The organism is Aeromonas sp. S2(2024) (genome assembly GCF_041402505.1).
GTDB classification, from domain to species: Bacteria; Pseudomonadota; Gammaproteobacteria; order Enterobacterales; family Aeromonadaceae; genus Aeromonas; species Aeromonas media.
In genome coordinates, this window is sequence record NZ_JBGLRL010000007.1 from 114,472 (window position 1) to 139,701 (window position 25,230).

Consider the following 25,230-nt stretch of genomic DNA (forward strand, 5'->3'; position numbering starts at 1 on the left):
CCTTGCCTCACCTCTCGCTGGCCCACGCGATGTTCGGCATCAGAATGAAGCGCCGCTGAGTCAGAATATGCCGTCGTTTCATGGTGTTGCTCTCGTGGTGGGCGGCCAGAAAGGATAAACGACACACCCAGCCCTCCGGGCTTCCTTCCCCAATTAGGCATAAAAAACGGCGACCCAAGGTCGCCGTTTTGCATGGAGCCGAAGCCGCGGGATCAGTCGCCCAGCAGCACGGAGTCCAGTGCGATTTCGATCATGTCGTTGAAGGTCAGCTGACGCTCTTCGGAGGTGGTCTGCTCACCGGTACGGATGTGATCGGAGACGGTGCAGATGGTCAGTGCCTTGGCACCGTACTCTGCGGCCACGCCGTAGATACCGGCGGCTTCCATCTCGACACCCAGGATGCCGTATTTTTCCATCACGTCAAACATGGAAGGATCCGGGGTGTAGAACAGGTCGGCGGAGAAGATGTTGCCCACGCGCACGGCCACACCCTTGTTCTTGGCGGCTTGCACGGCATTGGCCACCAGACCGAAGTCGGCGATGGCCGCGAAGTCGTGATCCTTGAAGCGCAGGCGGTTGACCTTGGAGTCGGTGCAGGCACCCATGCCGATCACCACGTCACGCAGTTTCACGTCTTCACGCACGGCGCCGCAGGAGCCCACGCGGATCAGGGTCTTCACGCCATAGTCCTTGATGAGCTCGGTGGCGTAGATGGAGCAGGACGGGATGCCCATGCCGTGGCCCATGACGGAGATGCGACGGCCCTTGTAGGTGCCGGTGAAGCCGAGCATGCTGCGCACGTCACACACCTGCTCGACGTTCTCCAGGAAGGTTTCGGCGATGTACTTGGCACGCAGGGGATCCCCTGGCATCAGCACGGTATCCGCAAAGGCGCCATCTTTCGCATTGATATGAGGAGTTGCCATTCTCTTGATTCCTTCACACTAGGTTGAGTTTTATTGTTTTATAAAATTGCCCGCCGCCGGAGTGGCGGGCGGGTAAGTTACAGGAAACTGGTGCCGTATTGCAGCTTGGGCAGACCGTGATAGGTCGCTATGCTCTGGCCGATATCGGCGAAGGTCTCGCGGCGGCCGACGGAACCGGCCTTGACCGGCTTGCCGTAGAACAGCACGGGGATGTATTCACGGGTGTGATCGGTGCCATTCCAGGTCGGATCGCAGCCATGGTCGGCGGTCAACACCACCACATCGCCATCTTGCAGTATCTCGAACAGCTCCGGCAGGCGGGAGTCGAAATACTCAAGCGCATCGGCATAGCCCTTGACGTCACGACGGTGGCCGTAGGAGGAGTCGAAGTCCACGAAGTTGGTGAAGACGATGGTGTTGTCACCAGCCGCCTTCACCTCTTCCAGGGTTCTGTCCCACAGCTCGATCAGGCCGGTGCCCTTCACCTGCTTGGTGATGCCTTGCTGGGCATAGATGTCGGCGATCTTGCCGATGGAGACCACCTGGCCACCCGCATCCTTCATGTAGTCCAGCACGGTCGGCGCCGGCGGCAGCACTGAGTAATCGTGACGGTTGCCGGTGCGCTTGAAGTTGCCCTTGCCGCTGCCCACGAACGGACGGGCGATGACGCGGCCTATGTTGTAGGGCTCCAGCAGCTCACGCACTATGTGGCACAACTCATAGAGCTTCTCGAGGCCGTAGGTCTCTTCGTGGCAGGCGATCTGGAACACGGAGTCGGCAGAGGTGTAGAGAATGGGCTTGCCGGTACGCATGTGCTCTTCGCCCAGGTCGTCCAGCACCTGGGTGCCGGAGGCATGGCAGTTGCCGAGGTAGCCCGGCAGACCGGCCTTCTCGACGATGGCGTCCAGCAGCGCCTGTGGGAAGCTGTTGTGGTGATCGTGGAAGTAACCCCACTCGAACAGCACGGGCACACCGGCGATCTCCCAGTGACCGGACGGGGTGTCCTTGCCGGAGGAGAGCTCCTGGGCGAAGCCGTAGGCACCGACCACCTCGATATCCTTCTTCAAGCCAGCCGGGAAGTAGCCGGAAGCCTGCTCCCCCGCGTGGCCCAGGCCCAGCTTGTTGAGGTTGGGCAGGTTGAGGGCGCCACGGCCTTCGATCTCACCGGCGGCGCAGGCCTTGGCGATATGGCCAAGGGTGTTGGCGCCCACATCTCCGAACTTCTCGGCATCGGCGGCAGCGCCAATACCGAAGGAGTCCATCATCAGAATAAAGGTACGTTTCATGGGTCTTCCCCTTGTTACAAATCGGCCAGACCGATGCGACGGTAAACCTCGGGCAGTGCCTGGGGTCGAGTGTCACCGATCTTGACGGCTGCCTGCACCATGCGGGCGGCCTCGGCAAATTGAGCTTCTGTCTGAGCGTGGATCAGCGCGAGCGGCTTGTCAGCCTCGACGCTCTGCCCCAGGCGGATAAAGTCGGTCAGACCGACCGCATAATCGAGTTTGTCCCCCGCAGCGCGGCGACCACCGCCCATGGCGACCACGGCCAGGCCCAGTTCGCGGGTATCCATGGCGGTCACGAAGCCGCTCTGCGCGGCATACACGGGGCGCACTATGCCAGCCTTGGGCAAATAGCTGTCGTAACGCTCCATGAAGTCCGCCGGACCACCGAGGCCGGTCACCATACGACCGAAGATCTCGGCAGCCTTGCCGTTGTCCAGCACTGCCTGCAACTTGGCACGGGCGTCATGCTCATCGCTGGCGAGGCCCGCGGAGATCAGCATCTCGGCACACAGCGCCAGGGTCACTTCGTGGATGCGCGGGTTGCGATACTCACCGGTCAGGTAGCGTACCGCCTCGCGCACTTCCACCGCGTTGCCAGCGCTGGAGGCCAGTACCTGGTTCATGTCGGTGAGCAGCGCCGAGGTGCGGCAGCCGGCACCGTTGGCCACGGCGACTATGCTCTTGGCCAGCTCCTCAGATGCTTCGAAGGTCGGCATAAAGGCGCCTGAGCCCACCTTGACATCCATCACCAGGGCTTCCAGCCCGGAGGCGAGCTTCTTGGAGAGGATGGAGCCGGTGATCATGGCGATGGATTCGACGGTGGCCGTGATGTCCCGTACCGCATAGATACGCTTGTCGGCCGGGGCGAGATCGCCGGTCTGACCTATGATGGCCACGCCGGCCTCTTTCACCACTTTCAGGAAGCGATCGTTGTCGACCGAGGTCTGGTAGCCGGGGATGGCATCCAGCTTGTCCAGGGTACCGCCGGTGTGGCCCAGGCCACGGCCGGAGATCATGGGCACGAAGCCACCGCAGGCGGCGACCATGGGACCGAGCATCAGGGAGACCACATCACCCACACCACCGGTGGAGTGCTTGTCGACGATGGGTCCCCCCAGGTTCAGATGATCCCAGGTCAGCACCATGCCGGAGTCGCGCATGGCGCAGGTCAGGGCCACCCGCTCATCCATGGTCATGTCTTTGAAGTAAACAGCCATGGCCAGCGCCGCAATCTGGCCCTCGCCTATGGTGTTGTTGGTAATGCCCTGGACGAAGAATTGAATCTCTTGGGTACTGAGCGCTTCACCGTTGCGCTTCTTGCGAATGATTTCTTGAGGCAAAAACATCTTTCATTCCCTCCGTGCGCCGTGCACGAACACAGACCGAACAGGGGACGGCGTGCCGCCCCCTGTCACCGCTTAGTAACCGCTGGTGTTGGCCGGCTTGTCGCCGTGGCCCAGGGTCGCCAGCAGGCTGGCCAGCAGGCTGGAAGCGCCGAAGCGGAAGGTGCGCGGGGAGACCCACTCCTTGCCCAAGATCTCTTCTGCCATGGCCAAGTACTGACCGGCAACGGCTGCGTCTTTCACGCCACCGGCAGGCTTGAAGCCCACCTTCGGGTTCTTGGCCTTGATCACTTCCATCATGATGCGGGCAGCTTCCGGGGTCGCATTGACCGGTACCTTGCCGGTAGAGGTCTTGATGAAGTCGGCACCAGCGTCGATGGAGATCTCGGAGGCGCGACGGATCAGCGCCTCTTCCTTCAACTCGCCGGTCTCGATGATCACTTTCAGCAGCACCTTGTCGCCACAGGCTTCCTTACAAGCTTTGACCAGATCGAAGCCGACCTGTTCATTGCCGGCCATGAAGGCGCGGTACGGGAACACCACGTCCACTTCATCGGCACCGTAGGCGACGGCGGCGCGAGTCTCGGCCACGGCGATCTCGATGTCGTCGTTACCGTGAGGGAAGTTGGTCACGGTGGCGATGCGCACGTCGGCAGCACCGATCTCACGCAGGGTTTTGCGAGCGATGGGGATGAAACGGGGATAGATGCAGACGGCGGCGGTGAGGCCAGCCGGAGACTTGGCCTTGCGGCACAGGTCGATGACCTTCTGATCGGTGTCGTCATCGTTCAGGGTGGTCAGGTCCATCAGGTTCAGGGCGCGTTGAGCGGCCAGTTTCAGATCAGTCATGCTATGTCTCCAAAGTCTCGATAAGTCCCCCCACCCACGATCAACCTCCAGCGAACACTCAGGATCGGCAAGAGAAGATCCCGGACGAACGGGATATGGAATTACAGCGCAAATGCACAGGCAATACGGCTGCAAATAAGGCAAGAGCCCTGTCACTTTCTTACAAAAGTGCGGACTTGGTTCCATGAAGACTTGAGAAAGGCCGACAACCGCAGACCCGACTTCCCAATCAATTCCATTTGACCGCCAACACCCACTTCATGTGGGCATTAGTCAATGCCAGCACCCTGCTGGCATCGCCTATTTCAGCCGAGATACCCCTTGTTTGCAAGCCGGATTTGCCAATTTCAGAGGTACCTCACACCCGGCAAATCCAGCACTGGTAGGTGCTTAAGAGAAGAAGCGGGTCAGGATCCAGGAGTAGGCAATCCCCCCCAGATAGACCCCCACAATCCCCATTACCCCGGACAGAACGGGAGGTGCCGGGATCGGCAACTTGAGGAAAGAAAACAACACGCCAACGATAAAGCCGGCAGCAATCGCCAGTAGCACTTCATTCATAAAACCTCCGATTTGACTCATTTTATTATTAGTCTAGAAAGGAAAACGGTTGTCACCGCCCCAAACGAGAACGCCACAGCTTTTCGCTGTGGCGCTCGTTTCAACTTGTCTGTCAGACAAGCATTACATGGCTGTCAGTGCCAAGAAGAAGCCTGCGATGGTGGCAGACATCAGGTTGGACAGAGAGCCGGCCAGCACGGCCTTCAGACCGAACTTGGCGATGGTGCCGCGACGGTTCGGCGCCATGGACCCCAGACCACCCAGCAGGATGGCAACGGAGGACAGGTTGGCGAAGCCGCACAGGGCGAAGGAGATGATGGCCTTGGTGTGGTCGGACATGGCCACGCCGTTGATCAGCACTTCATCCTTCAGGTAGGGAGCGAAGTTCAGGTAAGCCACGAACTCGTTCACTACCAGCTTCTGACCGATGAAGGAACCGGCCACGACGGCTTCGCTCCAGGGCACACCGATCAGGAAGGCCAGCGGGGAGAACAACCAGCCCAGCAGCAGCTCCAGGGAGAGCTCAGGCATGCCGAACCAGCCACCCACGCCGGAGAAGATGCCGTTGATCATGGCGATGAGGCCGATGAAGGCCAGCAGCATGGCACCCACGTTCAGGGCCAGCTGCAGACCGGCGGAGGCACCGGCAGCGGCGGCGTCGATCACGTTGGCAGGCTTGTCGTCCAGATCGCCATCGGCAGAGTTCTCGTCGTAGCTCGGGGTCTCGGTTTCCGGTACCAGCAGCTTGGCGAACAGCAGACCACCCGGGGCAGCCATGAAGGAGGCGGCGATCAGGTATTCCATCTTGACGCCCATGGAGGCGTAACCGGCCAGCACGGAGCCGGCAACGGAGGCCAGGCCACCACACATGACGGCGAACAGCTCGGAGTCGGTCATCTTGGAGATGAAGGGACGCACCACCAGCGGGGCTTCAGTCTGGCCGACGAAGATGTTGGCAGTGGCAGACAGGGATTCGGTACGGGAGGTACCCAGCACCTTCTGCAGACCACCACCCAGCAGCTTGATCACCCACTGCATGATGCCGAGGTAATAAAGAACAGCGATCAGGGAAGAGAAGAAGATGATGACGGGCAGGACACGGAAGGCGAAGATGAAACCACCGCCACCGAACACTTCGAACATCTTGTTGCTGACCAGACCACCGAACAGGAATTCGATGCCGTTCTGACCATAACCGATGACGCTGGAGACGGCGTTGGACACGCTCACCAGAATATCCCGGCCAACCGGGACATACAGCACGAAGGCACCCAGGCCTGCCTGAATGGCAAAGGCACCGCCCACGGTACGAATTTTGATTGCCTTGCGATTGCTGGAGAACAGCACCGCGATAAGGATGAGCGTTGCCATCCCCACCAGACCCATTATCAGATTCATTATTAACACTTCCTCTTTGGTAGCACCTGCCAGCTTGTTAACGTTTTGTGTATGAAAGCCGCTAATCAAGGGTGCGCATTATACTAATTACGGTGCGACAAAATAGAATACTGGTCACATTTTATAAGCCTGAAATGGGCTGAACGTCGTTTAATTAGACCGCAAACGATTTTTATGGGTCCTGTTTTTTATCACACCGGCATCAGTCGTTAATCCGCTGTTAAATTCATGGTCGCACGCGGGAAAAGCCGCAGAGTGGATTCATGTAACACCGAAATAACATCCGCCAGCGGTTGCTGCCGTAATTGCGCCAACAGCAGGGCTATGGTCGGCAGGCTGGCCGGGGTGTTGATCTCCCCCTGGCGCCCCTGCAGCGGCATGTCGGGGGCATCGGTTTCCAGCAACAAGGCCTCCAGCGGCATGGCGCGGATCGCCTCCCGGGTCTTGTTGGCCCGCTCATAGCTGATGACACCTCCGATCCCCAGCCTGAAACCCAGTTGCCAGAACGCCTCGGCCTGATGCAGGGAGCCGCTGAAGGCGTGAATGACACCGCCTCGCGCCGGTTTGAAGCGCCGCAGGATCTTGGCCACCGTGTCGTTGGCCCGCACCGAGTGGACGATGAGGGGCAGATCATGAGCCATGGCCAGCCTCACTTGAGCCTCTAACAGCGCGAGTTGCCCCTCCTGGGGCACCTGGGTGCGCAAGTCCAGCCCGCATTCGCCGATGGCCACCAGCCCCCTGGGCTTGCCCGCCAGCAAGGCCTCCAGCCTTGCCAGCGCCCCCTCCGTCTGGGCCCCCACATACCAGGGATGCACCCCCAGACCATAACGAATGCCTTGATGGTGCTCGGCCAGCGCCATCACGCGCCCCCAGTTTTCCTCTCCCACGGCGGGGATGATATACTCGCCCACCCCCAGCTGGCGCCACTGGGCCAGCAATGCCTCCCGATCGTCATCGAACACCGGAAAATCCAGGTGGCAGTGGGTGTCTATCAGTTCCATGTCGCGCTTACCTGTTTGTCGTACTCAATGGGTTGATTCCATGCCAAAACACCTTTCCTACGGCTTTACCCTGCTCGAACTGGTACTGGTCATCGTCGTGCTGGCCATACTCGCAGTCACCGCCCTGCCCCGCTTCATCAATATCCAGGACGACGGGCTCAAGAGCAGCGTCTCGGCGACCGCGGGCGGTTTTGCCAGCGCCGTGCAACTCGCCCATGCGGGCTGGGCGGTCAAGGTGAAGGGAGATCCGCTGGCACTCTATAACTTTAGCGGCATGGGCAAGCAGGATCTCGACATCAACCACTATGGCTGGCCAGTAGGGACCGATGAAAATCGACCTAGTATGGGGATTGACACCATTTTCCCTGGCGGAAAAAGCAATGAAATATCTGTCAACAGCAGAGCAGACTGCGAGCTTCTCTTCACCGGACTACTCGATACAGAACAAACAGTGGCGGATGAAGATAAAACAGGTGCCGAACCAGATTATATTTCGCAACTCATCCCTGCATACGATCAAACAGAGGCTGGAGGCCTAGAACACAGCAACTGCCGCTATACCCTGCGTGACTCCATCGGCCGCTTCCCCGCTTATCCGGACGGGTTGGGATTTGAGTACAACAGCGTTACCGGGGCCGTGACGCGCAATTTTGATTGAGTGGCGAGGCATCGCCCTCCGACGTCGGCTCCTCCTGCTCGTCTTCGTCATAACGCACCGGCACGCAGCAGCGCCGGTTCTCCGGAGTGAGTCCCCACTCCTGGCACCAGGCATCGTAGCGAGCCAGCCAACGCAGCAAAATCCCCTTCATGGGTCCTCCTCGTCTCTATTATCCTCCCGCTACAGCCTGCCCGAATCGTGTGCGCCGGGCCAGCATCACGGGTCCAGCGGCGCTATGGTGTAGTGGGCGGCAATAGCAGCCCCATGCTGATCTCGTCGACATAGCCCTCGTCCAGCCGATACGCCTGCCGCCGCAGCCCCTCATCCATGAAACCGCACTTGCGATAAAGTGAATGAGCCACCTCGTTATGAGCCATCACCCCCAGCTCCAGTCTGCTGATGCCGCAATCCGGTGCACTCGCGATCAGGGTACGCAGCAGCCGCTCGCCCCAGCCCTGGCCGCGCGCACTCGACCGCAATCCCATCACCACCTGGGCGCAGTGCCGGTTGCGCGCCAGGCCGCCGCCGATGAGCACGGCAAACCCCTGCACCTCTCCGGCCAGCACCAGCAGCCACATGGCCTGATTGGGGACCGCCGCCATGGCCTCGAGCCGCTGGCGCTGCCCCTCGATATTTGAGGGTCGCTCCCCCACCTCATAGAGCATGAAGCCGGTCTCCCGATCCAGCTGCCCAAAGAAGTGATCCAGCGCAGCTGCATCCTCCACGTCCGCCAAACGAATCATCACCCCGCTCTCCCTGACTGGTTGCCATGCCGGTCCACAGCCATAAAAAAACGACTCCATTTGGAGTCGTTTTTATCAGAGCCATCTGGCTAATGCCATGCCCTTATGGCGCAGCAGCCCGATCAGGCTTTCTCTGGCAGGCTCAGACGAGCGACCGCTTCCACGTGCATGGCATGGAGGAGGAACATGTCAATCTCTCCACACCAATGCCCGCTCAGGCTTTGGCCGGCAGGCTCAGGCGGGCGACCGCTTCCACGTGCATGGAGTGCGGGAACATGTCCACCGGCTGCACCTCGTCCAGCACGAAGCCCTGCTTGACCAGCCAGGCGAGATCCCGGGCCAGGGTCTGGGGGTTGCAGGAGACATAGACCAGCCGGCGCGGCGCCATGCCGACCAGGGTCTGCAGCACCGCCTTGTCACAGCCCTTGCGGGGCGGATCCATCACCACCACATCGGCAGTCACGCCCTGGGCGTGCAGCTCGGGCATCAGTTGCTCGGCCTTGCCCACGTGGAATTCGGTGTGCTCTATGCCGTTGAGATCTGCGTTGCGACGGGCATCGCTGATGGCGCTCTCCACCGACTCGATGCCCACCACCTTGGCGGCCTTGCCAGCCAGGAACAGGGAGATGGTGCCGATGCCGCAGTAGATGTCGAACACCGTCTCGTTGCCGGTCAGCTCGCTGTATTCCAGCGCCTTGGAGTAGAGCACATCGGTCTGGCTCGGGTTGTTCTGGAAGAAGGAGAGCGGCGAGATCTCGAACGCGAGCTCGTGGATCTTGTCGCGGATCACTCCTTCCCCCAGCAGCACGCGGTTGCTCGTCCCCAGGATGCGGTTGGTGCGCTCGTCATTGATGTTCTGCACCAGGGTAGTGATGGGCAGATCCCTCAGGGCCGCCAGCAGTTCGGCCTCGAAGGGCAGCTCCTCGCCCAGGGTCACCAGCACCACCATCAGCTCGCCGCTCTTGAAGCCCTTGCGGGTCATCAGGTTGCGCACGCAGCCGGTGTGGGCCACTTCGTCATAGGCGGCAATGTCGTGCTCACGCATCCAGCCGCGCACCCGGGCATTGAGCTCCACATGCAGGGAGTCCTGCACCGCGCAGTCGTCGGCGGTGATGAGATCATGGGAGTGCTTGCGATAGAAGCCGATCTCGGCGCCGGCCTCACTGCCACGCACGGCGTACTGCGCCTTGTTGCGGTAGGCGAAGGGGCTGTCCATGCCGAGGATGGGGTTGACCTGGGTCTCACCCAGCCCAACCTGCTCCAGCGCGCTCTGCACCAGAGATTGTTTCAGCTTGAGCTGGGCCGGATAGGCCAGCGGGCGCACCTGACAGCCGCCGCACTCGGTGTTGGGGCAGAAATCGGGAACCCTGTCGGCGGACGGCTGGGTCAGCTCGACCAGCTTGCCGTGCAGATAGTTCGGCTTGACCTCGGTCAACTCGACCAGCGCCTGCTCACCGGGCAGCAGACCCTCGACAAACAGGGGGCGATCGAACAGGCGACCCTTGCCATCCCCCTTGTCGGTCAGTTCCAGAATATCGATCTGATGTTGGTGTCCCACTAACGGCATGAGCGGCTCCGAAGGCATAGAAGAAAGGGTGGAAGCAGGGCTGACCCGGCTACCCCAAATAAAGGGTGGCAGAGTTTAGCGGAGATCCGGCCAAATTGCAGGCATAAAACATCCCTTGAAGGAAATAACGGCAGGCTGGATCAGGGGGCTCTGGATAGGGGGCGCCTCATGGGTCGCCATAAAAAACCGCCGGACAAGGCCGGCGGCAGGTGGTCAACGGGAGCCTGAGGGGATCACAGGCTGTAGGCTTTCTCCCCATGGCTGGTGACATCCAGCCCTTCCCGCTCGGCATCTTCCTTGACCCGCAGGCCAATCAGCAGATCCACCAGCTTGTAGGCCACGGCAGAGACCAGGGCAGTCCATGCCACCGTCACCAGCACACCGATGACCTGGATCTTCACCTGGGTCAGGATGGAATAGCCCTCGGCCACCTGGTTGGTCACATAGTCCCACACCCCGGTGCCACCCAGATCCGGGCTGGCGAACACCCCGGTCAACACGGCCCCCAGGATACCGCACACCCCGTGCAGGCCGAACACATCCAGGCTGTCATCGGCCCCCAGCAGGCGCTTGAGGCCATGCACGCCCCACAGACCGGCCACACCGCTCAGCAGGCCTATGATGAGGGCACCACCGACACCGACGAAACCGGCGGCAGGAGTGATGGCCACCAGGCCCGCCACCGCACCGGACACGGCGCCCAGCAGGGAGGGACGACCCTTCATCATCCATTCGGCCAAGGTCCAGGAGAGCGCGGCACCCGCCGGCGCCAACCAGGTGTTGACGAAGGCCAGGGCGGCCGTGCCGTTGGCTTCCAGCGCGGAGCCGGCGTTGAAGCCGAACCAGCCGAACCAGAGCAGGGCGGCGCCAATCATGGTCATGGTCAGGCTGTGGGGAGCCATGGGATCACGACCGTAGCCAACCCGCTTGCCGACCATGAAGGCACCGACCAGACCGGCGACCGCCGCGTTGATGTGCACCACAGTGCCGCCGGCGAAATCGAGGGCGCCGTGCTGGAACAGATAACCTGCGGTGGCACCGGCAGCCTCGGCGGCGGCGGCATCCGTGTAAGCATCCGGACCGGCCCAGTACCACACCATGTGCGCCATCGGAATGTAGGCGAAGGTGAACCAGATCACGGCGAACAGCAGCACGGCCGAGAACTTCATCCGCTCGGCGAAAGCACCGACGATGAGCCCGCAGGTAATGGCGGCAAAGGCCCCCTGGAACACCACATAGATGAACTCGCTGATCCCCACCCCTTTGCTGAAGGTGGCGGCAATAGACTCGGGGGTCACCCCGACCAGCAGCAGCTTGTCGAACGAACCGTAAAAGGCGTTCCCCTCGGTGAAGGTCAGTGAATAGCCGTAGATGACCCAGAGCACTGTGATCAGGCAGAACAGGGTGAACACCTGCATCAGCACACTCAGCATGTTCTTGGCGCGTACCAGGCCACCGTAGAACAGGGCCAGCCCCGGGATGGACATCAGGATCACCAGGGCGGACGCCAGCATCAACCAGGTGTTGTCTCCCTTGTTGATGGTCACGGTCGCGGCAGCCTGCACCACGTCGGCCTGAGCGGCTACCTCTTCTGCCCAACCTGGGGTGGCCATGGTGGCGCTCAGCGCCAGCAGGCCAGTCACTACGAGTCTCTTGAACATACAGCCCTCTCCTTGTCGTCCCGGCACCCGGCCGGGTCCATTTCCTGATATGAATGTCAAACTTGGCCACTTGCACACATCGTCACATCCAGCGTGCCACCCCCTCGGGCATGACTCGGCGGGCTCTTCATGGCGACCTGATTTATCTAAAGCATAAAGCAGGCCAGAAAATATAATTCTTTATTTTCAATCACTTGAATTTGATTGTGCGATCTGATGCACCATATTGGCGCATCCCGCCCACAATCAGGCAGGGAGGCGCACTTCGGCTGTGCAGTGCCGGGCGTTGCACCAGGATGGCACCTGGGCATACCAAACGGGAAAAATCCCGGGGCAACGGGGGCCCGGCTGGCCATGGCGCTCATTTATTGAACAAATGGGAAACGCCTTTGCATGACGAAGTCACATGATGGCGTAGGTTGGGCATCATCCATCTGAGGGAGAGGATGGGAGCGTAGAGGGGGATTCGCCGCCTGATCTGGTCTGAGCCCGATCTTCCTGACCATAGCGGCGCGACCAGGTTTGCCCTGTCACCCGAACGAGGAGCCTATACCCTGTCTCGCCATGCCCAAAATCAAGGCGTTCGTGCCTGCCCGCGACATCAGCCTCTCCAGGCAGTGCTATCAGGTTCTCGGCTTCACCCTGGCTTCCGACGGCGAGGGGTGGCCTATTTCCATTTCGGGGCGGTGAGCTTCCTGCTGCAAGACCATTACCACGAGGCGCTGGCCGAGCACTTCATGATGCTCATCCTGATGAAGGACGTGGCCGCCTGGTGGGCTCACGGGGAGGAAAGCCAGATCACCCCCGTTACGGCATCAGGGTCACGGAGATCGCCACCAAGCCGTGGCACATGAAGGAGTGCAGTCCCTACGACCTCTCAAACGTGCTGTGACGGATCGGCCAGAGCATCGATTGAGAGGCCGCGAGTGCTGAAAAACAAAAGGCCATCCGCGAGGATGGCCTTTTATCATGAATTAGTTGATGGTGCCCGGGGTCGGACTCGAACCGACACGTCTTGCAACGGCGGATTTTGAATCCGCTGCGTCTACCGATTTCGCCACCCGGGCAACTGCGAGGGATTATACGAATGGCGTTTTGCCATGCAAGGTGTTTTTCTTGCGCGGCCACCGTTTGCTCAATTATTCAACGCCTTGCCGATGTTCGGCCAGTTACATAGAATGCCCGCATCATATTAATGGAATAATCATCATGGCCAAGCGCAAGACCCCCTCCTCTCTCCAGCCTCCCCCCCAGCACCAGCACCCTTCGGCCGGCCTGCTGCGGCGCCTGGGTGCCCTGCTCTATGACTACCTGGTGGTCATCGCCTTGCTGATCATCGCCGGTTTCATCGGCATGGGGGTGGCGCAACTGCTGCTGGCTACCGGGATGGCGACAGTCCCGGAGGGCAAGGATGCGGCCTGGCTGCTCACCAGCCCTCTCTACAGCGCCTGGCTCGCCCTGGTGATCTGCGGCTTCTACACCTGGTTCTGGACCCGCGCCGGCCAGACCATCGGCATGCGAGCCTGGCGTCTGCGCATCCAGAATCTGGACGGCAGCAACATTCGTATCACCCAGGCCCTGATCCGGCTCGCAACCTCGGCCTTCGGTCTCGGCAACCTGATGTGCGTGTTCAATCGTGCACGGCCCCGCGCCTTCCAGGACATCTGGGCCGAATGTGAAGTGGTGGTGCTGAGCAAGCAGGAGAACCTGGAGCAGCTGAACAAGTGACCAGCCGAGTACGAGATGAGAAACAAGAAGGGCACCCAGTGGGTGCCCTTCTTGTTTCTTGTCGTCTCACACCACCGCCAGTGTCACTGCTTGCGGCTCAGGATATAGAAGGAGATGCCACCAAACAGCAGGCTGGGTGCAATGGCAGCCAGGATGGGCGGTACCGCATACACCAGGCTGACCGGGCCGAATACCCGATCGCTCACATAGACAGCGAAGCCGGTCATGATCCCCATCAGCATCCTGGCCCCCATGCTCACCGAGCGCAGCGGGCCGAAAATGAAGGAAGACGCAAGCAGTATCATGGCCACCACCGACAGCGGCGACAGCAGCTTGCGCCACATCTCCAGCTTGTAGCGTCCTGCGTCCTGCTTGTTGGCGTCCAGATAGCCGATGTAATCCCGCAGTCCCGAGATGGGCAGGTTTTCGGGATCAATGCTCACCACCCCCAGCTGCTTGGGAGTCAGCTCGGACTGCCACTGCATCTGGGCATGTTTCTCGTCCAGGATCTGCTTGGGATCGTCGAAGCGGGTGATGTGCACCTGCTTGAGCAGCCAGTGATGCTGCTCGAACACCCCTTCCTGCGCCTGGACCACGTCGATCAAGGCTCGGGACGGAGTAAAACGATACAGTGTGATGCCGGTCAGGGCGCCGTCGTTGCGCACCCCGTTGATATTGACGAAGTTGTTGCCATCCCGTGCCCAGACACCGTAGGCCGAGACGGTGAGTCGCCCTTCCGACATAGCACCCGCCTTGATGTCATCCGCCATCCGCTTGGCGGCCGGGGCGACGTACTCGCCCATCAGACCGACCAGCAGCATCAGGGGGATCGCCGTCTTGAGCGCCGCCATCACGATGCTGATCTTGGAGCGACCCGATGCCTGCATCACCACCAACTCGGAGCTGGTGGCGAGCTGCCCCAGGCCGATGAGGCCACCCAGCAGGGCCGCCAGGGGGAAGAACAGCACCGCCTCCTTGGGCATGGAGAGCAGTACGAAATAGAGGGCGTTGAGCATGTCGTAGTTGCCCTCCCCCACGGCTTTCAACTGCTCCACATATTTGATGAGCGCCGCCAGCCCGACCAGGGTCAGTTCACACAGCAGGATCGACATGAAGATGACCCTGCCGATGTATCTATCGAGAATGCCGAACATCAACAGAAACTCCTATGTTGCAGCATCATGCTGATTTGCCTTTGAAAAAGTGACCCTTGACCCCGTTCCACCAACTGGTGCCCTGCAGGTTGAGCGGCACCCCGATCAGCAGCAGATAGACCAGCGGCACCAGGAACATGCCTGGCCAGTGAGGCAGACGCCCGCTGTCGATGGCTGAACGGGCGGCACTGAGCAGCAGGAAATAGGAGAGATAGAGCAGGATGGCCGGCAACAGTTTGGCGTAACGCCCCTGGCGGGGGTTGACCCGGGCCAGAGGCACCACCAGAACAGTGAGCACCAGGATGGAGAAGGGCAGCGACAGACGCCACTGCAGCTCGGCCATCAGCTGATTGTCCTGGGTACCCAGCAGCGCCATGGTCGGCTTGGCCGCCGCCTTGCGGTTGGAGCGCTCCATCTCCTGCTGACGGATTACCAGGCTGTATTCGCTGAACTCGGAGACCTGGAACTGCTTGCCGGTGAACTGACCTTCATAGCGGGAACCGTCCTTCAGAGTCAGCCATTGCAGGCCATTGCTGTCGGCGGTCACCTGTCCCTCGTTGGCCACCACCACGGAAGGGGGCGAACTCCCTTCGGCACGCTGCAGCACGAAGATCTTCTGCAACTCGGATCCCTTGTCGTTCAGATCCTGGATGTAGGCAACCAGGCGCCCCTTGTCGAGCTCCATGAAACGGCCGGCCTGCAGGAAGGAGATGCCAGGATCGGCCTTGAACTCGTCGATCACCTGATACTCGCGCTCCTTGGCCTGGGGGGCGATCCAGCCGGTATTGAATGCGGCGACGGCTGCTGTCAGCAGAGCCAGCAGCAGGGCACTGCCCATCACGAAGCGGTGGCTGAAGCCTACCGCATGCATCACCGTCATCTCGCTTTCCGCATACAAACGACCGTGAGCAAACAGAATGGCTAAAAACAGACTGATAGGCAGCATCAACAGGGCCATATTCGGCAGGTTGAGCAGCAACAGGGTGGAAACCAGGCGCGTCGGCACCTCACCATCGGCAGCATCGCCGATGATCTGGATAAATTGCTGGCTGACGAAGATAAGCAGCAGTACGAACAGCACCGCCAGCTGGGTTTTCAGGGTCTCCCTGAACAAATATCGGAAAACGATCACAGTCATTCCCAAGTAAACTTGTGTTTTTAGTCGAATGCCTGAAAAATAGGGCCCTATATTGGATTTTTACCAGTTTGAACTGCGGAGCCTGTGGCTGTTCGCTCCGCCTCTGATACCCCAACAAGCACCGCATTATTCAATAAATGGTGCCTTTTGTCTTTAGGATGTAGGAGATTCCATGGAGTTCAGTGTAAAGAGTGGCAGTCCTGAGAAGCAACGCAGCGCCTGCGTCGTGGTCGGCGTTTTTGAGCCTCGCCGCCTCTCTCCGGTTGCCGAACAGCTGGACAAGATCAGCGACGGCTACCTCAGCTCGCTGCTGCGCCGCGGCGATCTGGAAGGCAAACCAGGCCAGATGCTGTTGCTGCATCAAGTACCGGGCGTGCTCAGCGAGCGCGTGCTGCTGGTAGGGTGCGGCAAGGAGCGGGAACTCGACGAACGCCAGTACAAGCAGATCATCAACAAGACCATCACCACCCTGAACGAGACCGGGTCCATGGAAGCGGTCTGCTTCCTGACCGAGCTGCACGTCAAGGGCCGGGATACCTATTGGAAGGTGCGCCAGGCGGTAGAAACCACCAAGGCGGGCCTCTACAGCTTCGATCAGTTCAAGACCAACAAGGCCGAACCTCGCCGTCCGCTGCGCAAGCTGGTATTCAACGTGCCGACGCGTCGGGAACTGACCATAGGCGAGCGCGCCATCACCCACGGCCTGGCCGTGGCGAAAGGGGTACGCATATGCCGCGACGTGGCGAACATGCCGCCCAACGTCTGCAACCCGGCCTACCTCGCCTCCCAGGCCCGCCGTCTGGCGGATGCCTATGACAATATCACCACCAAGGTGATCGGCGAGCAGGAGATGGCCGAGCTCGGCATGAACTCCTACCTGGCGGTGGCCCGCGGCTCCGAGAACGAAGCCATGATGGCCATCATCGAATACAAGGGCAACGCCGACGCCAAGCCCATCGTGCTGGTGGGCAAGGGGCTGACCTTCGATTCTGGTGGCATCTCCATCAAGCCGGCGGACGGCATGGACGAGATGAAGTACGACATGGGCGGCGCCGCCTCCGTGCTCGGCACCATGCATGCCCTGGCCCAGTTGCAGCTGCCCATCAACGTCATCGGCGTGCTTGCAGGCTGCGAGAACATGCCGGGCGGCAACGCCTATCGCCCGGGTGACATCCTCACCACCATGTCTGGCCAGACCGTCGAGGTGCTCAACACCGACGCCGAGGGTCGCCTGGTGCTGTGCGATGCCCTCACCTATGTGGACCGCTACGATCCCGAAACCGTGATCGACGTGGCGACCCTGACCGGCGCCTGCATCATCGCCCTGGGTCACCACACCTCGGGCCTGCTGGCCAACCACAACCCCTTGGCCCACGAGCTGCTGAACGCCTCCGAGCAGGCCGGCGATCGCGCCTGGCGTCTGCCGCTGTTCGACGAGTATCAGGAGCAGCTGGAGAGCCCGTTCGCCGACATGGCCAACATAGGCGGCCGTCCGGCTGGCACCATCACGGCCGCCGCCTTCCTGTCGCGCTTCACCAAGAAGTACAACTGGGCTCACCTCGACATCGCAGGGACCGCCTGGAAGAGCGGCAAGGATAAAGGCTCCACCGGTCGCCCCGTGCCCCTGCTGACCCAGTTCCTGCTCAATCGAGCCGGCGTGGCGGATGTCGAAGACAAGGAGTGATTCCTCACGCCCGCCGCACCCTGTGCGCGGCGGGGAGGAGTGACCCGGTACAACAAGGAAGAGGCCTGCCTCTTCCTTGTTTCATTGAGAGAATCCGGGAAGAGCGTGCCTGGCACGGCTCCCCGCAGACGGCCAATCGCTGTCCGTCACAGCCAAACGGGACCAACCTGATGAGCCAAGTGACCTTTTACCTGATGAGTGAGCCGGACGACGCGCAGGCGTCTGCGGTCGAACGGCTCGCCTGCCAGCTTGCGGCCGATGGCTGGAGTGCCGGCCACCTCTATCTGTTTTGCAACGACGAGGCCCAGGCCCTGCGCCTGGACGAGCTCTTGTGGCAACTGCCACCGGATCGTTTCGTGCCGCACCAGTTGCAGGGGGAGAGCGGCCAGGCCCCGGTGGAGATAGGCCATCAGCCACCGAAACGGCGCTATGCCCGCCTCATCAACCTGGCAGAGCAGACACCTTTGTTTGCAGGACACTTCGCTCAAGTGGTAGATTTTGTCCCCACTGACGAAACGCAAAAGCAGCAAGCCCGCGAGCGCTACAAGCACTATCGCCAGGCGGGCCACACCCTCGAAATGAGGGATCAGCCCGTCCTTGCCGCACCGGATCCGACGCAGCCCTGACTGCGCCACCCTCGATCCACGACGACTCAACACCAGACTCCATCCATCCAGAATACGGCGAGACCATGGAAAAGACTTTTAATCACAACGCCATCGAACAGGCGCTCTATCAGCACTGGGAAGCCCAGGGTTACTTCAAGCCCCACGGCGACACCAGCAAAGACTCCTTCTGCATCATGATCCCGCCGCCGAACGTCACCGGCAGCCTGCACATGGGTCACGCCTTCCAGCAGACCCTGATGGACACCCTGATCCGCTACAACCGCATGCAGGGCAAGAACACCCTGTGGCAGGCAGGCACCGACCACGCCGGTATCGCCACCCAGATGGTGGTGGAGCGCAAGATCGCCGCCGAAGAGGGCAAGACTCGCCACGACTACGGCCGTGATGCCTTCATCGACAAGATCTGGCAGTGGAAGGAAGAGTCCGGCGGCACCATCACCCGCCAGATGCGCCGCCTTGGCGACTCCGTGGACTGGGAGCGCGAGCGCTTCACCATGGATGAGGGCCTCTCGGCGGCCGTGCAGGAAGTCTTCGTGCGTCTGTATGAAGATGGCCTGATGTACCGCGGCAAGCGTCTGGTGAACTGGGATCCCAAGCTCAACACCGCCATCTCCGATCTGGAAGTGGAAAACCGCGAGATCAAGGGCCACATGTGGCACCTGCGCTACCCGCTGGCCAACGGCGCCAAGACCGCCGAAGGCCAGGATCACCTGATCGTCGCCACCACCCGTCCGGAGACCATGCTGGGTGACACTGCGGTCGCAGTGAACCCGGAAGACCCGCGCTACAAGGCGCTGATCGGCCAGCACATACTGCTGCCGCTGGTGAACCGTCTGATCCCCATCGTCGCCGACGAACACGCCGACATGGAGAAGGGCACCGGCTGCGTGAAGATCACCCCGGCCCACGACTTCAACGACAACGAAGTGGGCAAGCGCCACAACCTGCCGATGATCAACATCTTCACCCTGGACGCCCACGTGCGCGCCGAGGCCGAAGTGGTCGACACCAACGGCAACCCCAGCACCGCCTATGACGCCGCCCTGCCGAGCGAGTTTGCCGGCATGGAGCGCTTCGCCGCCCGCAAGGCCATCGTCGCCAAGCTGGACGAGCTGGGCCTCTTGGCCGAAATCAAGGATCACGTGCTGCAACAGCCCTACGGCGATCGCGGCGGCGTGCCCATCGAGCCCATGCTGACCGACCAGTGGTACGTGCGCGTGGCACCGATGGCCAAGACCGCCATCGAGGCGGTGGAAGATGGCCGCATCCAGTTCGTGCCCAAGCAGTACGAGAACATGTACTTCTCCTGGATGCGCGACATTCAGGACTGGTGCGTCTCCCGTCAGCTCTGGTGGGGTCACCGCATCCCGGCCTGGTATGACGACGCCGGCAATGTCTACGTGGGCCGTGACGAGGCGGAAGTGCGTGCCAAGCACAGCATACCGTCCGTGACCACACTGCGTCAGGACGAAGACGTGCTCGACACCTGGTTCAGCTCCGCCCTCTGGACCTTCTCCACCCTGGGCTGGCCGAACAACACAGAGGCGCTCAAGACCTTCCACCCGACCGACGTGCTGATGAGCGGCTTCGACATCATCTTCTTCTGGATTGCCCGGATGATCATGATGACCATGCACTTCATCAAGGACGAAAACGGCCAGCCGCAAGTCCCGTTCAAGACCGTCTACATCACCGGCCTTATCCGTGACGAAGAAGGCCAGAAGATGTCCAAGTCCAAGGGCAACGTGCTGGATCCCCTCGACATGATCGACGGCATCTCCCTGGAAGATCTGCTGGAGAAGCGCACCGGCAACATGATGCAGCCGCAGATGGCCGAGAAGATCGGCAAGCGCACCGCCAAGCAGTTCCCGGAAGGGATCGAGGCCCACGGCACCGACGCCCTGCGCTTCACCCTGGCGGCGCTGGCTTCTACCGGTCGTGACATCAACTGGGACATGAAACGCCTGGACGGCTACAACAACTTCTGCAACAAGCTGTGGAACGCCTCCCGCTACGTGCTGATGAACACCGAGGATCAGGATTGCGGTCTGCACGGTGGCGAGATGCAATTCAGCCTGGCGGATCGCTGGATCCAGTCCCAGCTGCAGGTGGCCATCCGTGACTTCCGCACCGCGCTCGATACCTACCGCTTCGATATCGCGGCCGGTGTGCTGTACGAATTTATCTGGAACCAGTTCTGCGACTGGTATCTGGAGCTGACCAAGCCGGTGCTGGGCAAGGGCTCGGAGGCCGAGCAGCGTGCCACCCGTCACACCCTGGTGACCGTGCTGGAGACCCTGCTGCGTCTGGCGCACCCCATCATCCCCTTCATCACCGAGACCATCTGGAAATCGGTCGCTCCGCTGGCTGGCGTACACGCCGACACCATCATGCTGCAGGCCTTCCCGCAGGTAGACGAGCGTAAGCTGGACGAAGCTGCCATGGCGGATCAGGAGTGGGTGAAGGAGTTCATCGTCGGCATCCGCAACATCCGCGCCGAGATGAACGTGGCGCCGAGCGTCGCCCTCAACGTGCTGCTCAAGTGCGATGGCAAGGACGCCCAGCGCGCCGGTGACAACGAGGCCTTCCTCAAGTCCCTGGCCCGTCTGGAATCCATCCGCGTGCTGGCGGACGGTGAAGTGGCTCCCCTGTCGGTGAAGAAGCTGATCGGTGCCACCGAGCTGATGATCCCCATGGCAGGTCTCATCGACAAGGAGGCCGAACTGGCCCGTCTGGCCAAAGAGGTTGCCCGTCTGGTCGGTGAGTGCGGCCGTATCGAAGGCAAGCTCGGCAACGAGGCCTTCGTCGCCAAGGCGCCGGATGCCGTCATCGCCAAGGAGCGCGAGAAGCTGGAAGATTACCGTCTCCAGCTGACCAAGCTGGAAGCCCAGCAGGCCGAGATCGCGGCGCTCTAAGTGCCCCTCGCCAGTCCAAAAAGCCCCCGTCTATCGGGGGCTTTTCATTTTCCGCCCCCGGATGACAAGCCCGCTTATATAGTCCCGCTGCCAATCTGACGACGAGTCCGTTCAGGGCTGATGCCCTCTTGTCATGGATGGAATTGAAAAATTCACGGGCCAAATCACTTCCTTTCACAAGCGCATCGCCCGCAAATTCATTACACTGCCAGCGATCTTTTCTACCGGGAGTGCTGCTGCAGTATGGAAATATTGATCCTGCTTGGATTGATTTTGCTCAATGGCGTCTTCGCCATGTCGGAAATCGCCATCGTCACCGCTCGCAAGGCCCGTCTCAGCAAGATGGCCAGCGAGGGGAGCCGCTCTGCCGCCATCGCCCTCAAGCTGGGGGAGAATCCGACCCATTTCCTCTCCGCCGTCCAGATCGGCATCACCAGCATAGGCCTGCTCAACGGCATCTACGGTGAGTCGCTGCTGGCCCAGCCCTTCGCGCAGTGGTTGCAGGAGTGGGGCCTCTCTCCCAAGAGCAGCAGCCTGCTCGCCACCGTGATTGTCGTGGTACTGGTGACCTACCTCTCCATCGTCGTGGGGGAACTGGTGCCCAAGCGCCTCGGTCAGCTCAGTGCCGAGCGCATCGCCTGTCTGGTGGCCCGCCCCATGCTCTGGCTGGCGACCCTGACCCGTCCCTTCGTCTGGCTGCTGTCCGCCTCCACCCACGCCAGCCTGCGCCTGCTGCGGGTCGATCAGAACAACAGCAACAACGTCACCCAGGAGGAGATCCACGCCATGCTGGTAGAGGGCTCCGAAGCCGGCGTGATCGAAGACCACGAACACACCATGCTGCGCAATGTGTTCCGCCTCGACGAACGCAGCCTCTCCTCCCTGATGGTGCCCCGTAGCGACATCCGCTACCTGGATCTCTCCCTGCCGCTCGAGACCAACCTGCAGCGACTGGTGGAGTATCGCCACAGCTTCTTCCCGGTCTGTGACGGCAGCCTCTCTGACCTGGTGGGCATCCTCAACGTCAGCAAGGTGCTGCACGCCTACATCAAGGGGGAGCCCATCGATCTGGCGGCCCTCACCCAGGATGGCAGCCTGCTGCCGGAGACCCTCAACGGCCTGGAGCTGCTCAACCACTTCCGCGCCCACGCCGAACACATGGTGCTGGTGGTGGACGAATATGGCGAGCTGCAGGGGCTGGTCACCCAGCAGGATCTGCTGGAGACCCTGGCGGGCGACTTCCAGCAGGAAGACGGGGAGAACAACTGGGCCTTCCAGCGTGCCGATGGCAGCTGGCTGCTCGACGGCTTGATCCCGCTGCCGGAATTGAAGGACTGTCTGGAGCTGGTTCGCCTGCCGGAAGAAGAAAAACATCACTATCACACCCTCGGAGGGCTTATCATGCTGCTCCTTGGCCGCCTTCCCCAGACCGGAGACCTGGTCACCCTGGAACAGTGGCAACTGGAAATCGTGGATATGGACGGCCTGCGCATCGACAAGGTGCTTGCCATGCCCTTGACCGACCAACCCAGCTAACCTGCGGAGTTTGCATGTATGGAGCAGTTTTACCACCTGGCTCACGCCTTCATTCATCAGGATCTGGCGACCCTGTCCGACCCCAAGATGGTCTTCATGGTCTACATAGTCCTGCTGACCTTCCTGGTGCTGGAAAATGGCTTCATCCCGACCGCCTTCCTGCCCGGTGACACCCTGCTGATCCTGACCGGCGTGCTCATCTATCAAGGGGTACTGCCGCTCGCCGTCATCCCGCTGCTGATCCTGGCGACCTTCTTCGGCACCTGGCTCGGTTACATGCAGGGGCGCTTCCTCGGCCACACCCAGATGTACCACAGGCTGATGTCCCATCTGGACGAGAAGCACAAGGAGAAGGTGCACTACCTGCTCAACAAGTACGGCATCATCACCCTGATCACCGCCCGCTACATCGCCTTCGTGCGCACCGCCTATCCCTACATCGTCGGCGCCAACGAGATACCCCAGGGTCGCTTCCTGGTGGTGAACCTCATCAGCTCCATCATGTGGATCTGCCCTCTGGTCGGGCTGGGTTACTACCTGAGCCACACCAAGCTGGCCGCGCAGTATGAGTCCCAGTTCCTCAGCATCATCCTCTGCCTGCCGCTGGTGCTGCTGGTGGGCGGCTTGATAGCGCTGGTCTGGCGCTGGCTGAGCAAACGCAAGGTCCACGTCTCAAGGGATTGAGACAAATCACAGGGGTCGCCGGCAGGCGGCCCTTTTTTATGGAAATAGTGACGAATTCCATCTTCTCGCTCTTGTAAAGCGAGGGCAAAAATGAGTGAATCTAGCGCCTTTTTTCGCTGTGGATGGAGTCGGTTGTATGGGGTGTCGAATTCGCGCAATCGCGCTGGTATGTGGATTGATGGGACTGCTCGGATCGCAGGCAGCCCTGGCGGCGCCCAACCCGGCCAAGCTGCAACTGAAATCGGGCAGTGCCCTGGTGATGGACATCAACACGGGCAAGACGCTCTACCAGAAGAACCCTGCCCAGGTGCGCCCCATCGCATCCCTCACCAAGCTGATGACAGCCTTGGTGGTGCTGGATGCCCGCCAGAACCTGAATCAGACCCTGACCATCGATCAGAACGACAGGGACAACCTCAAGCACACCTACTCCCGGGTGCGTATGGGCACCAAGGTGACCCGCCGTGACGCCCTGCATCTGGCGCTGATGTCCTCCGAGAATCGCATGGCCTCTGCCCTCGGCCGCCACTATCCGGGTGGCCGCTCGGCCTTCATTCGCGCCATGAACAACAAGGCCAGGCAGCTCGGCATGCGCAACAGCCGTTTCTACGACTCCACCGGCCTGTCGACCCGCAACGTCTCCACCGCCCGGGATCTCGCCAAGCTCATCGCCGCCGCCTATCGCCAGCCGCTGATCCGACAGTTCACCCAGGACACCAACAAGGAGATGCGCTTCAGCACGCCCGCCTACAGCCTGATGTTCAACAACACCAACCCCCTGGTGAAGAACCCGGACTGGGACGTGCGCCTCTCCAAGACCGGCTACACCGACGAGGCGGGCCGCTGCCTGCTGATGCGCGCCAAGCCGGACCAGCAGGAGCTCGCCATCGTGCTGCTCAACTCCGTGGGCAAACGCACCCCTGTCGGCGATGCGAATCGCATTCGCAAGTGGCTGAAAAGCTGACTCTCTCCACGAAGACAAGAAAGGATGCCGCGGCATCCTTTTTTATTGCCCGCCAAAGGCTGCTGTCGGCCACCAAGGCGTTCAACGTCCAGAGCCTGGGTTCATGCCGCCCTAGTGGTGCCAACGAGCCTGTAGCAGCGCGGTGAGCAGCTGGAGGTGGCATGGGGCTGGGATGACAAGACGCTGAGTGGCAGGGTCTGGTTCCGGATAGAGGGGAAGATAGGACGAAGACAGGGAGTGATGTGGCGGGAATAGCAAGTGTCGTTCAATACGGCGGCACATCGATCGCCATCAGGGCCACAGATCTCCAGGACCGGGAGAATGGCGCCCATAAAAAAACAGCCCCGACTAATGTCGAGGCTGTCTGTATGGTGCGCCCGAGAGGATTCGAACCTCTGACCACCTGGTTCGTAGCCAGGTACTCTATCCAGCTGAGCTACGGGCGCTCATCAACTTTTGGTACTGCTAAAATGGTGCGCCCGAGAGGATTCGAACCTCTGACCACCTGGTTCGTAGCCAGGTACTCTATCCAGCTGAGCTACGGGCGCTCACAAACTTTTGATACTGCTAAAATGGTGCGCCCGAGAGGATTCGAACCTCTGACCACCTGGTTCGTAGCCAGGTACTCTATCCAGCTGAGCTACGGGCGCTCATAAATCTTTGATTTCACTTTAAATGGTGCGCCCGAGAGGATTCGAACCTCTGACCACCTGGTTCGTAGCCAGGTACTCTATCCAGCTGAGCTACGGGCGCTCTGATTTAAAGCGATAAAAAAAGCTTACTCAACAGTAAGCCTTTTCTAGCG

Annotated in this window: 22 protein-coding genes and 5 tRNA genes; 9 read left to right on the plus strand and 18 right to left on the minus strand. The window is 60.9% G+C overall.

From position 1 onward, the window contains the following. Window positions 1–212 precede the first annotated feature (212 nt). The 7 genes from deoD to ACB039_RS09660 form a co-directional block, all read right to left on the minus strand. Window positions 213–926 (minus strand): purine-nucleoside phosphorylase, encoded by a 714-nt coding sequence (gene deoD, locus ACB039_RS09630; RefSeq protein WP_005332225.1) that lies wholly within the window; start codon window positions 924–926, stop codon window positions 213–215. 77 nt (window positions 927–1,003) lie between these two features. Continuing rightward, entirely contained in the window at window positions 1,004–2,212 is a 1,209-nt protein-coding gene (locus tag ACB039_RS09635; protein WP_317841886.1) for a phosphopentomutase, read from the minus strand. A gap of 14 nt (window positions 2,213–2,226) precedes the next feature. Further along, window positions 2,227–3,558: a thymidine phosphorylase gene (deoA, locus tag ACB039_RS09640; RefSeq protein ID WP_005332220.1), complete on the minus strand. Its 1,332-nt coding sequence runs from the start codon at window positions 3,556–3,558 to the stop codon at window positions 2,227–2,229. 72 nt (window positions 3,559–3,630) lie between these two features. Further along, window positions 3,631–4,404: a deoxyribose-phosphate aldolase gene (gene deoC / locus ACB039_RS09645; protein ID WP_005332219.1), complete on the minus strand. Its 774-nt coding sequence runs from the start codon at window positions 4,402–4,404 to the stop codon at window positions 3,631–3,633. 390 nt (window positions 4,405–4,794) lie between these two features. Then, a complete protein-coding gene (locus ACB039_RS09650; RefSeq protein ID WP_005332215.1) occupies window positions 4,795–4,965 on the minus strand; it encodes a XapX domain-containing protein in 171 nt (56 codons plus the stop codon). 123 nt (window positions 4,966–5,088) lie between these two features. Next, complete coding sequence (locus tag ACB039_RS09655; RefSeq protein ID WP_042649780.1) at window positions 5,089–6,363, minus strand: NupC/NupG family nucleoside CNT transporter; 1,275 nt, start codon at window positions 6,361–6,363, stop codon at window positions 5,089–5,091. A gap of 209 nt (window positions 6,364–6,572) precedes the next feature. Next, entirely contained in the window at window positions 6,573–7,364 is a 792-nt protein-coding gene (locus ACB039_RS09660; protein WP_042649779.1) for a TatD family hydrolase, read from the minus strand. A gap of 40 nt (window positions 7,365–7,404) precedes the next feature. Here ACB039_RS09660 and tppF point away from each other — a divergent pair, with 40 nt between their 5' ends. Continuing rightward, window positions 7,405–8,022, plus strand: coding sequence for a type IVa pilus pseudopilin TppF (tppF, locus tag ACB039_RS09665; protein ID WP_139751262.1), 618 nt, complete (start codon window positions 7,405–7,407; stop codon window positions 8,020–8,022). Here tppF and ACB039_RS09670 read toward each other — a convergent pair. From ACB039_RS09670 to amt, 4 genes are all read right to left on the minus strand, one after another. Beyond that, window positions 7,991–8,173: a DUF5363 family protein gene (locus ACB039_RS09670; RefSeq protein ID WP_082030117.1), complete on the minus strand. Its 183-nt coding sequence runs from the start codon at window positions 8,171–8,173 to the stop codon at window positions 7,991–7,993. The genes tppF and ACB039_RS09670 overlap by 32 nt on opposite strands. 82 nt (window positions 8,174–8,255) lie before the next feature. Further along, the gene (locus tag ACB039_RS09675) at window positions 8,256–8,765 is read right to left on the minus strand and encodes a GNAT family N-acetyltransferase (protein WP_171269508.1); all 510 of its coding nucleotides are present in this window, start codon (window positions 8,763–8,765) and stop codon (window positions 8,256–8,258) included. Window positions 8,766–8,979: 214 nt separating this feature from the next. After that, entirely contained in the window at window positions 8,980–10,332 is a 1,353-nt protein-coding gene (rlmD, locus tag ACB039_RS09680) for a 23S rRNA (uracil(1939)-C(5))-methyltransferase RlmD (protein WP_042649963.1), read from the minus strand. 233 nt (window positions 10,333–10,565) lie between these two features. Then, window positions 10,566–11,993: an ammonium transporter gene (amt, locus tag ACB039_RS09685; RefSeq protein WP_005332207.1), complete on the minus strand. Its 1,428-nt coding sequence runs from the start codon at window positions 11,991–11,993 to the stop codon at window positions 10,566–10,568. Window positions 11,994–12,655: 662 nt separating this feature from the next. On the opposite strand from amt, the gene ACB039_RS09690 reads away from it, so the two are divergent. Beyond that, entirely contained in the window at window positions 12,656–12,847 is a 192-nt protein-coding gene (locus ACB039_RS09690) for a hypothetical protein (RefSeq protein WP_197069655.1), read from the plus strand. A 128-nt stretch (window positions 12,848–12,975) separates the two neighbouring features. Here the strand turns inward: ACB039_RS09690 and ACB039_RS09695 are convergent. Next, window positions 12,976–13,060 (minus strand) — tRNA-Leu (locus ACB039_RS09695). A gap of 142 nt (window positions 13,061–13,202) precedes the next feature. On the opposite strand from ACB039_RS09695, the gene ACB039_RS09700 reads away from it, so the two are divergent. Beyond that, the gene (locus ACB039_RS09700; RefSeq protein ID WP_005332441.1) at window positions 13,203–13,721 is read left to right on the plus strand and encodes an RDD family protein; all 519 of its coding nucleotides are present in this window, start codon (window positions 13,203–13,205) and stop codon (window positions 13,719–13,721) included. A gap of 83 nt (window positions 13,722–13,804) precedes the next feature. Here the strand turns inward: ACB039_RS09700 and lptG are convergent, their stop codons facing one another. Continuing rightward, window positions 13,805–14,875, minus strand: coding sequence for an LPS export ABC transporter permease LptG (gene lptG, locus ACB039_RS09705; protein WP_041206454.1), 1,071 nt, complete (start codon window positions 14,873–14,875; stop codon window positions 13,805–13,807). 25 nt (window positions 14,876–14,900) lie between these two features. Then, entirely contained in the window at window positions 14,901–16,013 is a 1,113-nt protein-coding gene (gene lptF, locus ACB039_RS09710) for an LPS export ABC transporter permease LptF (protein ID WP_005332438.1), read from the minus strand. A gap of 172 nt (window positions 16,014–16,185) precedes the next feature. Between lptF and pepA the strand changes: the two genes are divergently transcribed. The 6 genes from pepA (at window position 16,186) to pbpG (ending at window position 24,425) form a co-directional block, all read left to right on the plus strand. After that, a complete protein-coding gene (gene pepA, locus ACB039_RS09715; RefSeq protein WP_041206455.1) occupies window positions 16,186–17,697 on the plus strand; it encodes a leucyl aminopeptidase in 1,512 nt (503 codons plus the stop codon). 170 nt (window positions 17,698–17,867) lie between these two features. Continuing rightward, a complete protein-coding gene (locus tag ACB039_RS09720) occupies window positions 17,868–18,323 on the plus strand; it encodes a DNA polymerase III subunit chi (RefSeq protein WP_371165551.1) in 456 nt (151 codons plus the stop codon). A 65-nt stretch (window positions 18,324–18,388) separates the two neighbouring features. Next, entirely contained in the window at window positions 18,389–21,241 is a 2,853-nt protein-coding gene (locus ACB039_RS09725) for a valine--tRNA ligase (RefSeq protein ID WP_371165552.1), read from the plus strand. Between the two features lie 243 nt (window positions 21,242–21,484). Next, window positions 21,485–22,777 carry a hemolysin family protein gene (locus tag ACB039_RS09730; protein ID WP_371165553.1) on the plus strand — a complete coding sequence of 431 codons (1,293 nt, stop codon included), beginning with the start codon at window positions 21,485–21,487 and terminating at the stop codon, window positions 22,775–22,777. Between the two features lie 18 nt (window positions 22,778–22,795). Beyond that, the gene (locus ACB039_RS09735; protein WP_005332433.1) at window positions 22,796–23,461 is read left to right on the plus strand and encodes a DedA family protein; all 666 of its coding nucleotides are present in this window, start codon (window positions 22,796–22,798) and stop codon (window positions 23,459–23,461) included. 136 nt (window positions 23,462–23,597) lie between these two features. Further along, the gene (pbpG, locus tag ACB039_RS09740; protein ID WP_041206457.1) at window positions 23,598–24,425 is read left to right on the plus strand and encodes a D-alanyl-D-alanine endopeptidase; all 828 of its coding nucleotides are present in this window, start codon (window positions 23,598–23,600) and stop codon (window positions 24,423–24,425) included. 369 nt (window positions 24,426–24,794) lie between these two features. Here pbpG and ACB039_RS09745 read toward each other — a convergent pair. From ACB039_RS09745 to ACB039_RS09760, 4 genes are all read right to left on the minus strand, one after another. Continuing rightward, a tRNA-Arg gene (locus ACB039_RS09745) sits at window positions 24,795–24,871 on the minus strand. A gap of 25 nt (window positions 24,872–24,896) precedes the next feature. Then, window positions 24,897–24,973, minus strand: a tRNA-Arg gene (locus ACB039_RS09750). Window positions 24,974–24,998: 25 nt separating this feature from the next. Beyond that, a tRNA-Arg gene (locus ACB039_RS09755) sits at window positions 24,999–25,075 on the minus strand. Window positions 25,076–25,101: 26 nt separating this feature from the next. After that, window positions 25,102–25,178, minus strand: a tRNA-Arg gene (locus ACB039_RS09760). Window positions 25,179–25,230: the final 52 nt, after the last annotated feature.

Excerpts from the sequence above, each read along its gene's own strand:
- deoD (WP_005332225.1), bottom strand. The coding sequence starts at position 926 with ATGGCAACTCCTCATATCAATGCGAAAGATGGCGCCTTTGCGGATACC.
- ACB039_RS09635 (WP_317841886.1), bottom strand. The coding sequence starts at position 2,212 with ATGAAACGTACCTTTATTCTGATGATGGACTCCTTCGGTATTGGCGCT.
- deoA (WP_005332220.1), bottom strand. The coding sequence starts at position 3,558 with ATGTTTTTGCCTCAAGAAATCATTCGCAAGAAGCGCAACGGTGAAGCG.
- deoC (WP_005332219.1), bottom strand. The coding sequence starts at position 4,404 with ATGACTGATCTGAAACTGGCCGCTCAACGCGCCCTGAACCTGATGGAC.
- ACB039_RS09650 (WP_005332215.1), bottom strand. The coding sequence starts at position 4,965 with ATGAATGAAGTGCTACTGGCGATTGCTGCCGGCTTTATCGTTGGCGTG.
- ACB039_RS09655 (WP_042649780.1), bottom strand. The coding sequence starts at position 6,363 with ATGAATCTGATAATGGGTCTGGTGGGGATGGCAACGCTCATCCTTATC.
- ACB039_RS09660 (WP_042649779.1), bottom strand. The coding sequence starts at position 7,364 with ATGGAACTGATAGACACCCACTGCCACCTGGATTTTCCGGTGTTCGAT.
- tppF (WP_139751262.1), top strand. The coding sequence starts at position 7,405 with ATGCCAAAACACCTTTCCTACGGCTTTACCCTGCTCGAACTGGTACTG.
- ACB039_RS09670 (WP_082030117.1), bottom strand. The coding sequence starts at position 8,173 with ATGAAGGGGATTTTGCTGCGTTGGCTGGCTCGCTACGATGCCTGGTGC.
- ACB039_RS09675 (WP_171269508.1), bottom strand. The coding sequence starts at position 8,765 with ATGATTCGTTTGGCGGACGTGGAGGATGCAGCTGCGCTGGATCACTTC.
- rlmD (WP_042649963.1), bottom strand. The coding sequence starts at position 10,332 with ATGCCGTTAGTGGGACACCAACATCAGATCGATATTCTGGAACTGACC.
- amt (WP_005332207.1), bottom strand. The coding sequence starts at position 11,993 with ATGTTCAAGAGACTCGTAGTGACTGGCCTGCTGGCGCTGAGCGCCACC.
- ACB039_RS09700 (WP_005332441.1), top strand. The coding sequence starts at position 13,203 with ATGGCCAAGCGCAAGACCCCCTCCTCTCTCCAGCCTCCCCCCCAGCAC.
- lptG (WP_041206454.1), bottom strand. The coding sequence starts at position 14,875 with ATGTTCGGCATTCTCGATAGATACATCGGCAGGGTCATCTTCATGTCG.
- lptF (WP_005332438.1), bottom strand. The coding sequence starts at position 16,013 with ATGACTGTGATCGTTTTCCGATATTTGTTCAGGGAGACCCTGAAAACC.
- pepA (WP_041206455.1), top strand. The coding sequence starts at position 16,186 with ATGGAGTTCAGTGTAAAGAGTGGCAGTCCTGAGAAGCAACGCAGCGCC.
- ACB039_RS09720 (WP_371165551.1), top strand. The coding sequence starts at position 17,868 with ATGAGCCAAGTGACCTTTTACCTGATGAGTGAGCCGGACGACGCGCAG.
- ACB039_RS09725 (WP_371165552.1), top strand. The coding sequence starts at position 18,389 with ATGGAAAAGACTTTTAATCACAACGCCATCGAACAGGCGCTCTATCAG.
- ACB039_RS09730 (WP_371165553.1), top strand. The coding sequence starts at position 21,485 with ATGGAAATATTGATCCTGCTTGGATTGATTTTGCTCAATGGCGTCTTC.
- ACB039_RS09735 (WP_005332433.1), top strand. The coding sequence starts at position 22,796 with ATGGAGCAGTTTTACCACCTGGCTCACGCCTTCATTCATCAGGATCTG.
- pbpG (WP_041206457.1), top strand. The coding sequence starts at position 23,598 with ATGGGGTGTCGAATTCGCGCAATCGCGCTGGTATGTGGATTGATGGGA.